The sequence below is a fragment of the Vagococcus sp. WN89Y genome, from assembly GCF_052220145.1.
GTDB lineage: Bacteria > Pseudomonadota > Gammaproteobacteria > Enterobacterales > Enterobacteriaceae > Kosakonia.
Genome location: NZ_JBQPOM010000069.1, coordinates 75,955 through 87,183, shown reverse-complemented (window position 1 = coordinate 87,183; position 11,229 = coordinate 75,955). Strand labels below are relative to the sequence as shown.

General features: G+C 53.7%; 13 protein-coding genes. 8 read left to right on the top strand and 5 right to left on the bottom strand.

Annotation, left to right across the window (positions count from 1 at the left end):
- Both ACTU3N_RS20490 and ACTU3N_RS20485 read right to left on the bottom strand, forming a co-directional pair.
- Complete coding sequence (locus tag ACTU3N_RS20490) at window positions 1–339, bottom strand: copper-binding protein (protein WP_443087980.1); 339 nt, start codon at window positions 337–339, stop codon at window positions 1–3.
- A gap of 56 nt (window positions 340–395) precedes the next feature.
- Window positions 396–803: a hypothetical protein gene (locus ACTU3N_RS20485; protein WP_443087979.1), complete on the bottom strand. Its 408-nt coding sequence runs from the start codon at window positions 801–803 to the stop codon at window positions 396–398.
- A gap of 337 nt (window positions 804–1,140) precedes the next feature.
- Between ACTU3N_RS20485 and dcuC the strand changes: the two genes are divergently transcribed.
- From dcuC to uspG, 4 genes are all read left to right on the top strand, one after another.
- The gene (gene dcuC / locus ACTU3N_RS20480) at window positions 1,141–2,517 is read left to right on the top strand and encodes an anaerobic C4-dicarboxylate transporter DcuC (protein ID WP_443087978.1); all 1,377 of its coding nucleotides are present in this window, start codon (window positions 1,141–1,143) and stop codon (window positions 2,515–2,517) included.
- Window positions 2,518–2,619: 102 nt separating this feature from the next.
- Entirely contained in the window at window positions 2,620–3,423 is an 804-nt protein-coding gene (gene rna, locus ACTU3N_RS20475) for a ribonuclease I (protein WP_443087977.1), read from the top strand.
- A 170-nt stretch (window positions 3,424–3,593) separates the two neighbouring features.
- Window positions 3,594–4,004, top strand: coding sequence for a nucleoside diphosphate kinase regulator (rnk, locus tag ACTU3N_RS20470; protein WP_443087976.1), 411 nt, complete (start codon window positions 3,594–3,596; stop codon window positions 4,002–4,004).
- A gap of 143 nt (window positions 4,005–4,147) precedes the next feature.
- Window positions 4,148–4,576 (top strand): universal stress protein UspG, encoded by a 429-nt coding sequence (gene uspG, locus ACTU3N_RS20465; RefSeq protein ID WP_443087975.1) that lies wholly within the window; start codon window positions 4,148–4,150, stop codon window positions 4,574–4,576.
- A 57-nt stretch (window positions 4,577–4,633) separates the two neighbouring features.
- On the opposite strand, the gene ahpF is transcribed toward uspG, so the two are convergent.
- Window positions 4,634–6,193, bottom strand: a complete 1,560-nt coding sequence (ahpF, locus tag ACTU3N_RS20460; protein ID WP_443087974.1) for an alkyl hydroperoxide reductase subunit F — start codon at window positions 6,191–6,193, stop codon at window positions 4,634–4,636.
- 244 nt (window positions 6,194–6,437) lie between these two features.
- Window positions 6,438–7,001 carry an alkyl hydroperoxide reductase subunit C gene (ahpC, locus tag ACTU3N_RS20455; protein ID WP_443087973.1) on the bottom strand — a complete coding sequence of 188 codons (564 nt, stop codon included), beginning with the start codon at window positions 6,999–7,001 and terminating at the stop codon, window positions 6,438–6,440.
- Between the two features lie 341 nt (window positions 7,002–7,342).
- Between ahpC and dsbG the strand changes: the two genes are divergently transcribed.
- Window positions 7,343–8,089 (top strand): thiol:disulfide interchange protein DsbG, encoded by a 747-nt coding sequence (gene dsbG, locus ACTU3N_RS20450; protein WP_443087972.1) that lies wholly within the window; start codon window positions 7,343–7,345, stop codon window positions 8,087–8,089.
- Window positions 8,090–8,108: 19 nt separating this feature from the next.
- Here the strand turns inward: dsbG and ACTU3N_RS20445 are convergent, their stop codons facing one another.
- Window positions 8,109–9,269, bottom strand: a complete 1,161-nt coding sequence (locus ACTU3N_RS20445; protein ID WP_443087971.1) for a pyridoxal phosphate-dependent aminotransferase — start codon at window positions 9,267–9,269, stop codon at window positions 8,109–8,111.
- 117 nt (window positions 9,270–9,386) lie between these two features.
- On the opposite strand from ACTU3N_RS20445, the gene ACTU3N_RS20440 reads away from it, so the two are divergent.
- The 3 genes from ACTU3N_RS20440 to ACTU3N_RS20430 are packed head-to-tail and all read left to right on the top strand — an operon-like array spanning window position 9,387 to window position 11,226.
- On the top strand, window positions 9,387–10,001 hold the full coding sequence (locus tag ACTU3N_RS20440) for a methylthioribulose 1-phosphate dehydratase (RefSeq protein ID WP_443087970.1): 615 nt from the start codon (window positions 9,387–9,389) through the stop codon (window positions 9,999–10,001).
- On the top strand, window positions 9,998–10,687 hold the full coding sequence (mtnC, locus tag ACTU3N_RS20435) for an acireductone synthase (protein ID WP_443087969.1): 690 nt from the start codon (window positions 9,998–10,000) through the stop codon (window positions 10,685–10,687). The genes ACTU3N_RS20440 and mtnC overlap by 4 nt, the downstream gene beginning before the upstream one ends.
- On the top strand, window positions 10,684–11,226 hold the full coding sequence (locus ACTU3N_RS20430) for a 1,2-dihydroxy-3-keto-5-methylthiopentene dioxygenase (protein ID WP_443087968.1): 543 nt from the start codon (window positions 10,684–10,686) through the stop codon (window positions 11,224–11,226). The genes mtnC and ACTU3N_RS20430 overlap by 4 nt, the downstream gene beginning before the upstream one ends.
- Window positions 11,227–11,229 lie beyond the last annotated feature (3 nt).

Genomic DNA, 11,229 nt, shown 5'->3' with positions numbered 1-11,229 from the left:
TTATTCAGCAGGCGTCAATGAAACTATCTGATAACCCTCTTCATCCTGGATAAAGCTGAAGTTGACCTTATCCCCCACCTTCACCGGCGGCAGGTTGTTGCCTTGCGCTAAGCTGAATTGCATGGTCATTGGCGGCCAGTTTAGCGCCGCAATCGCCTGGTGCGCGATGGAAAGAGAGGTTGGGGAGACGTTTTTAATCACCCCCTGGCTGTGCCAGATTTGCGCGTGCATCGCGCTGTGCTGCGACATATCGTGCGCGGGGTGCATATTTTGCGCCTGAGCGGCAGAAAAAGAGAAAAGCAGCACGCCTGAGAGCATGCAGAGAAGATAAGAACGCATGATAAAACTCCTGTTAATCGTTAATTGATAAATAAATTCAATGGATTAACAGTTTTTTATTCACGAAACCGGCAAAAACGGATCGTTGCCGGCGGTCCTGCGGCGGGAGGGGTTAAAGACCAGCGTTCACGGGAAAGCGGCGCACAGACAGGTTTTGCCACCGCAAGCGTCGCGGAAACAGGCAGCGCAACCAGCGGCTGATGATCGCCCTCTTTTTGCGCCATATCCGGCACGCAATGTTTCGCGCAGAGCGGCGTTTTCATCTCAGCCGTCTGGGGCGCCTTTTCCGCCATCATCATGTGATTCATATGCTGAACCACCCGGCTTTCCTGCAACGACGGCAGCGCGCAATCATGCGAGGCGATCGCCACCTGACTCTGGATCAGCAGCCAGCCGAACGCAACCAGCAGCACCGCAAGGTGACGCCGGATAAAGCGTAATCGGTACAGCCAGGCTGCATGCATAAAAAGCCCTGATAAGCGAAGGGAGACACCCTGAGTATAGGGCGCACTTTTTTTAAACCAAAAGGCTTTTTAAACTACTTTACGCCCGGCGCGAAAATGAGACTTTAATGAAACAAATCATTAACTAAAGGGAAACAGATTTCCCTGAGCAGCGCATTCATAATTCACGATAATTATCAAATAATCACTGTGTATTTTGTAGCGTGATAACAATTTCAGGTGATTAATTGCTAAACGTAATGCTTTGTTGATTTTAATCAGCTATCCCGCTGGCGGAATTCGGCACATTGCGTCTCTTTCTTTTTTCGCGTTTGCTGCGCAACCTCAGGGTCAAATAATGCTTTTAATTTTGCTTGAATTACTGATAGGAACAGCGGTGATTGTTGGCGTCGCACGCTACATCATCAAAGGTTACTCCGCGACCGGCGTGCTGTTTGTTGGCGGGCTTGCGTTATTAATTATTAGCGCATTGCTGGGTCATAAAATTCTGCCGGGCAGCGCCACAAGCACAGGTTACAGCGCGACCGATATTGTTGAGTACGTTAAAATCCTGCTGATGAGTCGCGGTGGCGATCTCGGCATGATGATCATGATGCTGTGCGGGTTTGCGGCGTATATGACGCATATCGGCGCGAACGATATGGTGGTCAAACTGGCCTCCGGGCCGCTGCGCTTTATCAACTCGCCTTATATATTGATGATTGCGGCCTACTTTGTCGCGTGCCTGATGTCGCTGGCGGTCTCTTCTGCCACAGGTCTTGGCGTATTGCTGATGGCAACCCTGTTCCCGGTGATGGTGAACGTCGGCATCAGCCGTGGCGCGGCGGCGGCGATTTGTGCGTCTCCGGCGGCCATTATCCTCTCCCCTACTTCTGGCGACGTGGTGCTGGCGGCAAAAGCCGCTGAAATGCCGCTGGTGGATTTTGCCTTTAAAACTACGCTGCCCATTTCTATCGCGGCGATTGTTGCGATGGCGATTGCGCACTTTTTCTGGCAGCGCTATCTGGATAAAAAAGAGCAGATCGTCAGTGAAATCCTCGATGTGCAGGCCATCACCACCACAGCACCAGGCTACTACGCTATCCTGCCCTTTACACCGATTATCGGCGTGCTGATTTTCGACGGCAAATGGGGGCCGGAGCTGCACATCATTACGATTCTGGTTATCTGTATGTTGCTGGCGGCGCTGCTGGAGTTTGTGCGCGGCTTCAATACGCAAAAAGTGTTCGACGGCTTGGATGTCGCCTGGCGCGGCATGGCGGATGCATTTGCCGGGGTGGTGATGCTGCTGGTTGCCGCCGGGGTGTTTGCCCAGGGGCTGAGCACCATTGGCTTTATTCAAAGCCTGATATCCATTGCTACTTCGTTCGGTTCGGCGAGCATTATTTTAATGCTGGTGCTGGTGATTCTGACGATGCTGGCGGCGGTGACGACCGGTTCCGGCAATGCGCCCTTTTATGCTTTTGTGGAGATGATCCCAAAACTTGCGCACGAATCCGGCATCAATCCGGCTTATCTCTCCATACCAATGCTGCAAGCCTCCAACCTCGGGCGCACCATTTCACCGGTTTCAGGTGTGGTCGTTGCGGTGGCCGGAATGGCGAATATCTCGCCCTTTGAAGTCGTTAAACGCACCTCGGTGCCGGTCATGGTCGGGCTGGTGGTAGTGATTGTCGCCACCGAATTGCTGGTGCCAGGCAGCACGGTGCAGTAAATCTGAATCGACTAGCCGCTGATAAAAAGCACCTGAGCGGTGCTTTTTTTTATGCTTTAATTACCTGACGAAATTATCTAACTTCATTCATCAGGAATAGAAATGTTAAAACAGGGACTTGCCACTCTCCTCTGTGCCGCCCTGTGCTGGTTTTCGACCGCCAGCGCCGCACCGTTGCAACCCAAGCAGTATGGCGACTTCACAAGCTATGTGCTGGCGCTCTCCTGGCAAACCGGTTTTTGCCAGAGCCAGCATGAAAATGGCCGCAACGAGCCGGACGAATGTCGCCTGCAAAAAGAGCTGGACCAGAAGGCCAACTATTTAACCGTGCATGGTCTGTGGCCCGGCTTGCCAAAATCTATCGCCGCGCGGGGTGTCGATGAGCGCCGCTGGATGCGTTATGGCTGCGCCACGCGCCCTGTCCCGAATATGCCCGAAGTGAAAGCCAGCCGAAAATGCGCCGCTGCGGAAACGGGCCTGTCGCTGGAAATGGCCAACCGTCTTAATGAGGTGATGCCAGGCGCCGGGGGAACATCCTGCCTTGAACGTTATGAATACGCCAAACATGGCGTCTGTTTTGGTTTCGATCCCGATGATTATTTCAACACGATGGTGCGCATGAATAAAGAAATCAAACAGAGCGCGCTGGGGCGATTCCTGGCGGATAATTACGGTAAAACGGTGTCGCGCAGCGCGTTTAACGCCGCCGCAACCGCCGCTTTTGGCCCACAAGGCGCAAAAGCGATAAAACTGACCTGTAGCGGGAATCCGGCCTGGCTGACGGAGATGCAAATTGCAATCAAAGCAGACGCCATCAACGCGCCGCTATCAGCGAACTCCCTGCTGGCGCAGCCGCATCCTGGCAATTGCGGGAACCTGTTTGTGATAGACAAAGCCGGTTACTGACCCGTAAATCATCAGAAGATTCACAATTACGGCAAATGTGCGCCTCATCACTTCACAGTCCGGGGTGCTGCCAGTATCATCATGAGTAGACAAACCCTTGCTGCCAGACGGCGAGGGTTTTTCTTTGGATTAATCGGGCGCAAGCGCCGTTAAACGACATGGAGTAATAAATGTCCAGACCTGCCATTATTATTAATGAGCGAGACGCCGCGCGCCTCGACCAGCTGCTGGAGCAACCCGCTCACGCCAGCTTGCCGGTCGCGGATGCGCTAAATGAGGAACTCGATCGCGCCCAGATGTGTGCGCCAGAGGCGATGCCTGCGGACGTGGTGACAATGAACAGCACGGTCAGATTCCGTGAGCTAAAGAGCGGTGAAGAGCGTGTGCGTACGCTGGTTTATCCGTCGCAAATGACGGACAGCGCCAAAGAGCTGTCGGTGCTTGCCCCCGTCGGTGCCGCTCTGCTCGGTTTACGCGTCGGCAATACTATCCACTGGGAATTGCCCGGCGGAACCACCACCGACCTCGAAGTGCTGGAACTGATTTACCAGCCGGAAGCCGCAGGGGATTATCAGCGCTAACACGCCGCTGCTAATTTGTGCAGAGGATGCTCTGGCATCCTCTTTATGACAGTTTTAATTCCAGATTTTGCCAGCCAGACAGCAAAAAAACGCGCCCTTTTGTGGTTTAATTAGCATGACATAATCCACAGGGAGAAGCGTTTATGTATCAGACTATTATTATGCCGGTCGATGTGTTTGAAATGGAACTCAGCGACAAGGCTGTTCGCCATGCGGAGTTCCTGGCGCAGAGTCAGGGCGTTATCCACCTGCTGCACGTTTTACCCGCCTCCGCGAGCATGAGCCTGCACCGTTTTGCCGCCGATTTGCGCCGCTTCGAAGAGCATTTGCAGCAAGAAGCGCAAACGCGTCTGAGCACCATGACAACGCATTTTTCTATCGATCCTTCGCGGGTGCATATTCACGTGCGTTTCGGTAATGTTCGCGATCAGGTCAATGAACTGGCCACGGAGCTCAATGCCGACATGATTGTGATTGGCTCGCATAACCCGACCATCTCCACCCATCTGCTGGGGTCGAACGCCTCAAGCGTGGTGCGCTATGCGCGCATTCCGGTGCTGGTCGTGCGGTAAAAAAAGAGGCTGCCCTTCGGCAGCCTCTGTCACATTGCAGGTTTATTGTCTTGCTTTTTATTTGGAGCGAATCAGGTAATCAAAGGCGCTCAGTGACGCTTTTGCCCCTTCGCCGGTAGCGATAATAATCTGTTTGTACGGTACGGTGGTGCAATCGCCCGCCGCAAACACGCCTTTCACGCTGGTTTCGCACTTCGCATCAATAATGATTTCGCCCATGCGGTTGCGCTCAAGCGTGCCTTCCAGCCAGTTAGTGTTCGGCAGCAGACCAATCTGAACAAAAATCCCCGCCAGCGCAATCTGGTGCACGTCACCGCTAACACGGTCACGATACTCAAGGCCGGTCACTTTGCTGCCGTCGCCTTTCACTTCGGTGGTTTGCGCGTTCAGGATGATATCGACATTGCTCAGGCTGCGAACTTTATCCTGCAAGACCTGGTCTGCTTTCATCTCTGGCGCAAATTCAAGCAGAGTCACGTGCTCAACAATCCCCGCCAGATCGATAGCCGCTTCGACACCGGAGTTACCGCCGCCGATGACCGCAACGCGTTTGCCTTTAAACAGCGGGCCATCGCAGTGCGGGCAGTAGGTCACCCCTTTGGTGCGGTACATGTCTTCGCCCGGCACGTTCATATTGCGCCATTTCGCACCGGTCGCAATGATAATGCTGCGTGCTTTCAGCACCGCGCCGGAGGCGGTTTCAATCTGGTGCAGCCCGCCTTCGCTGGCCGCTGGGGTCAGTTTGCTGGCGCTCTGGCTATCGATAACGTCCACTTCATAATCAGAAACGTGCGCTTTGAGCGCGCCCGCCAGTTTCTGCCCTTCGGTTTTCGGTACAGAGATATAGTTTTCAATATCGACCGTATCCAGAACCTGGCCGCCGAAGCGCTCGCCCATCAAACCGGTACGAATGCCTTTACGCGCGGAGTAGACCGCCGCCGCCGCACCCGCCGGGCCGGAGCCAACAATCAGCACGTCGTAAGCATCACGTTTGTTCAGCTCTTCTGCCGCACGTTTTTCCGCGCCGGTGTCGATTTTGGCGACAATTTCCGTCAGCGTCATACGGCCCTGGCCAAACTCTTTACCGTTGACGAAGACCGCCGGAACACCCATCACGTTGCGATCGGTGATTTCGTTCTGGAAGGTACCGCCATCAATAGCCGTATGCTTGATGCGCGGGTTCAGCACCGCCATCAGGTTCAGCGCCTGCACTACGTCCGGGCAGTTGTGGCAGGAGAGTGAGTAGTAGGTCTCAAACTCAAAATCGCCATCGAGGTCGCGGATTTGCTCCAGCAGCGCCTGGGCTTCTTTTGACGGATGCCCACCGGTCCACAGCAGCGCCAGCACCAGTGAGGTAAACTCATGGCCCAGCGGCGAACCGGCAAAGCGCGGCCCGGTAGTGGAGCCCGGATTGGTAATCAAAAATGACGGCTTACGCACTGGTAAGCTGTTGTCTTCTTTAAAGGAGACCTTGTCCGACAGTTCAGCTATCTCCGTCAGCAGTTCTTTGATTTCTACAGATTTGGCGCTGTCATCCAGCGTCGCAATCAACTCAACAGGCTTTGTCAGTTTCTCAAGATAGGCCTTGAGTTGGGTTTTCATAGTAGTGTCGAGCATGGTTCTCCCCTTCTTAAAACATCATCATGCAAGCCGAATTAGCGAGGGCTGCATCAATGCAACTTGCATCATGGTGCTGAATAAAACGGGTGCCTGAAAAGCACCCGTATTTAAGGCTAATTCCTGAGTATTTCTTGTCAGAGCAAGGCGGCAAACTGATGAATCCCCGGGAGCTTACATCAGTAAGTGACCGGGTGAGTCAGCGCCGCCAACGCACCTGTAACGCGAAAAACGCAGCGAATTTTTAGATTTTACCAACCAGATCCAGAGACGGAGCCAGCGTAGCATCACCCTCTTTCCACTTAGCCGGGCAAACTTCGCCTGGGTGAGAAGCAACATACTGAGCCGCTTTCACTTTACGCAGCAGGTCAGATGCATCGCGGCCGATGCCTTCAGCGGTCACTTCGATAGCCTGGATGATGCCCTGCGGGTCAACGATAAAGGTACCGCGATCTGCCAGACCTTCGTCTTCACGCATGTTTTCGAAGTTACGGGTCAGGGCACCAGTCGGGTCGCCGATCATCGCATATTTGATTTTGGCGATGGTTTCAGAGCTGCTGTGCCATGCTTTGTGGGTGAAATGGGTGTCGGTAGATACGGAGTAGATATCCACGCCCAGTTTCTGGAACTCTTCGTAGTGATCCGCTACGTCGCCCAGCTCAGTCGGGCAAACAAAGGTAAAGTCAGCCGGATAGAAGAAGAATACGCTCCAGCGACCTTCGGTATCTTTCTCGGTGACTTCAATAAATTCACCGTTTTTGAACGCCTGGTTTTTGAAAGGTTTGATTTTGGTATTAATTAAGGACATCTATACTTCCTCCGTGTTTTCGTTGAGGTGTAAGTTAACGAAATTTTCCTGACAGGGCTAATGCGTTTACATTATCAAATCAATAAGTGTTAACTAACAACCCCTGCCTGATGAATTCGTGAACGATCAAATTGCGGACAATAAAAAGGCCACCAGACCGGTAGCCTTGATACCTGAAAAACGTTCAGGTGACTTCTGTGCCAGCAAACTGGCGATGTGCTGCACTCAAAGCACCTTTAATTACACCATTCCCGGCAGGCAGGAACAATGCTGCTAACCCTGGGTCTTACCTATGACTGTGATAGGTTTGCCCGTCAATTCAAATTTTTATAAGGATTTATATGTTTAAGCGCCTGTTAATGCTGACGTTGCTGCCGCTGACACTGCATGCCGAAGAGCTGCCCGCACCGGTAAAAGCCATTGAAAAGCAAGGCATAACCATCCTTAAATCGTTTGATGCGCCGGGCGGCATGAAAGGCTATCTCGGCAAATACCAGGAGATGGGCGTCACCATTTACCTCACGCCGGACGGCAAACATGCCGTGTCGGGCTATATGTACGACGCGGCGGGTAATAATTTAAGCGAGAAATTGATAGCCAAAGAGATTTACGCGCCCGCGGGGCGCAAGCTCTGGCAGGAGATGGAAAAAGCGGACTGGCTGCTTGATGGCAAAAAAGAGGCGCCGCGCGTGGTGTATGTGTTTGCCGATCCTTACTGCCCTTATTGCAAGCAGTTCTGGCAGATGGCGCGCCCGTGGGTGGAGTCCGGCAAAGTGCAGCTTCGCACGCTGCTGGTCGGGGTTATCAAACCGGAAAGCCCGGCGGCAGCGGCGGCTATTATGAGCGCGAAAGATCCGGCGCAAAGCTGGAACGAGTACGAAAAGAGTAACGGCAAAATGGCGCTTGAGCTGCCGAAATCCATCCCGCCGGAACTGATGAAAAAGCTCAATATCAATCAAAAAATCATGGATGAGCTGGGGGCTAACGCGACGCCCGCTATCTATTACATGAATGAGGACAATGTGTTACAGCAGGAAGTTGGCCTGCCGGACGCGCAAAAGCTAAAAACCATTATGGGCGAGAAATAGCCCGCGCCGCCGTGCAATATTACAGCACACATAGCCGCTTCGCGGCGGCCAGCAGCGTCGCCTCCTGTTTCGCAAAACACAGGCGAATCAGCTTATGCGGAAAGGGTTCGGCGCAAAAAACCGACAGCGGAATCGCCGCCACACCGACCTCTTTGGTCAGCCACTGGCAGAAACTCACATCATCAAGATCCGAGATAGCGCTGTAATCCGCCAGCAGAAAATAGGTGCCCTCGCAAGGCAACAGCTTCAGCTTGCTGGAACTTAATGCATCAATCAGCACATCGCGCCGGGCGCGGTAAAAATCCGGCAGCTCGCGATAATGCTGCGGCTCGGCGCGCAGCATATCTGCCAGCGCCAGCTGCGCCGGGGTATTGACGGAAAATGTCAGATACTGATGCACCTTACGCAGCTCCGCGCTGATGTACGCCGGAGCGATGCAGTACCCCACTTTCCAGCCAGTCATATGGTAGGTTTTACCAAACGACGACACAGCCACCGCCCGCTCGCGCAGCTGCGGATGTGCCAGTACGCTGGCGTGCCCCTCCTCGGCAAAACAGATGTGCTCGTAAACCTCATCGCTCAGCACAACGATCTCACGCCCGGCAATCGCCTGCCACAGCGCGGCAAAATCCTCTTTACGCCAGACCGTTGCCGACGGGTTATGCGGCGTATTAATAATCACCAGCCGGGTGCGATCGCTAAGCGTTGCGGCAAAAGCCTGCCAGTCGACGCGAAAGTGCGGCGGCTGTAGAGCAATACGTTTCAGCACGCCGCCGGACAGCGCCACCGCAGGCGCATAGCTGTCATAGCTGGGATCAAAACAGACCACTTCATCGCCCTGGCGCACCAGCGCTGTAATCGCGCCGTAGAGTGCTTCTGTCGCCCCTGCCGTCACCGTAATATCGCTGTTCACATCCGGTCTGTAGCCATACAGATCGGCGGTTTTATCCGCGATCGCGTCGCGAAGTGCCTGTACGCCGGTCATCGGCGCGTACTGATTTGCACCCTGCGCAACATGATACGCCAGGCGCTCCTGCAAATAGCGCGGGCCATCAAAATCGGGGAAGCCTTGCGACAGATTAATAGCCTGATGCTGCTGCGCCAGCGCGCTCATCAGGGTAAAAATCGTGGTGCCGGAGTTGGGAAGTTTACTTTGCAAAATCAGCGGATTACTACTCATTGTTGCGTGCCTGCTTGTAATACTTATGTTGCTGCCACTATAACATGATGCTAGCATTTAGCAATCAAGACGCTTAGACGTCTATACAATAACGATATGCTTCTCTACAGGAAGACTATGATCAATAACCTGCAACTCCACGCGCTGGTTGCCGCCTGTCACTGGATTGGCGCAAAAGGCTGGGCGCCGGCCACCGGCGGCAATATGTCTGTTCGCCAGGATGCCGACTGGTGCTGGCTAAGCGAGTCCGGCAAAGATAAAGGCAGCCTTACCGCTGAAGATTTTTTGCAGGTTGCCATTGCTGATAACCATGCGCCATCGGGGCGAAAACCCTCGGCGGAAACCGCCCTGCATACGCTTATCTACCGTCTCTATCCGCAAGCGGGTGCCGTGCTGCACGTGCACACCGTCAATGCCACCGTGTTGTCACGCGTAGAAAAAATGGCGGAGCTGCATCTTCACGGCTACGAAATGCAAAAATCTCTGCGCGGGCAGAGCAGCCACCTTGATACGGTACCGGTAGCGATTTTTGATAATGACCAGGATATCGACGCGCTGGCCAAACGCATCGAAAGCTGGGCGCAGCGCACTCCGCTACGCTATGGTTTTCTGTTGCGTGGCCACGGGCTTACCTGCTGGGGGCGCGATGTGGCCGAAGCCCGCCGCCATCTGGAAGGGCTGGAGTTTTTATTTGAATGTGAATTGCAGCGCCGCCTGCTGGAGAAATTATGATCCGCGCGATTGTCACCGATATTGAAGGCACCACCAGCGATATTCGCTTTGTGCATAACGTTTTATTTCCCTATGCCCGCGAGCGGCTGGCTAAGTTTGTCAACGCTGAGCAATACAACGAACCGGTGAGCACGATTTTACAGAATCTGCGCGAAGAAACAGGCCAGGCGCAAGCCAGCACGGAGGCGCTCATTGAGGTGCTGTTTGCGTTTATGGATGAAGATCGTAAATCGACAGCGTTAAAAGCGTTGCAGGGGATTATCTGGCGCGACGGCTATGTGAATGGCGACTTTACCGGTCATCTCTACCCGGACGTGCTGCCGCAACTGGAAAAGTGGAAAGCGCAGGGTATTGATCTCTATGTTTATTCCTCTGGCTCTGTCGCCGCGCAAAAATTGTTATTTGGCTACAGCGACGAAGGTGATATTACACATTTATTCAGCGGCTATTTTGACACGCGGGTCGGGGCAAAACGCGAGGTGCAATCCTACCAGACGATTGCCGCGCAGATTTGGCTGCCACCTTCCGCCATTCTGTTCTTGTCCGATATTCATCAGGAGCTGGACGCCGCAGAGCAGGCCGGGTTGCATACCCTGCAGTTAATTCGTGGTGAAGAAGACGCCGCCAGCCATCACCATCAGGTTACCTCTTTTTGCAACATTAAGCCGGAGCAACTTTATTCATGAGCGCACTGACTATCTATACCGATAACGACGCCAGCACCCCGGTGTGGCACAGTAGAGAAGCGCGTGAAATTCAGCAAAAGCTGAATGCGAAAGGCGTGCGCTTTGAGCGCTGGCAGGCCGACCGGGATCTGGGCGCGAACCCTGGCGCGACGGCAGTTATCACCGCCTACCAGCACGCTATCGACAAACTGGTCGCTGAAAAAGGCTACCAGAGCTGGGATGTGATTAGCCTGCGCGCGGATAACCCGCAGAAAGAGGCAATGCGGGCAAAGTTTCTCAATGAACATACCCACAGTGAAGACGAAGTGCGTTTTTTTGTGGAGGGCGCCGGGCTGTTTTGCCTGCATATTGGCAGCGAAGTCTACCAGGTGCTGTGCGAGAAAAATGACCTGATCTCTGTCCCTGCGGGCACACCGCACTGGTTTGATATGGGTTCTGAACCGAATTTCACCGCGATACGGATTTTTGATAATCCTGAAGGCTGGGTGGCTCAGTTCACCGGCAATGATATCGCGAGCGGCTACCCCAGGCTGGCATAAATA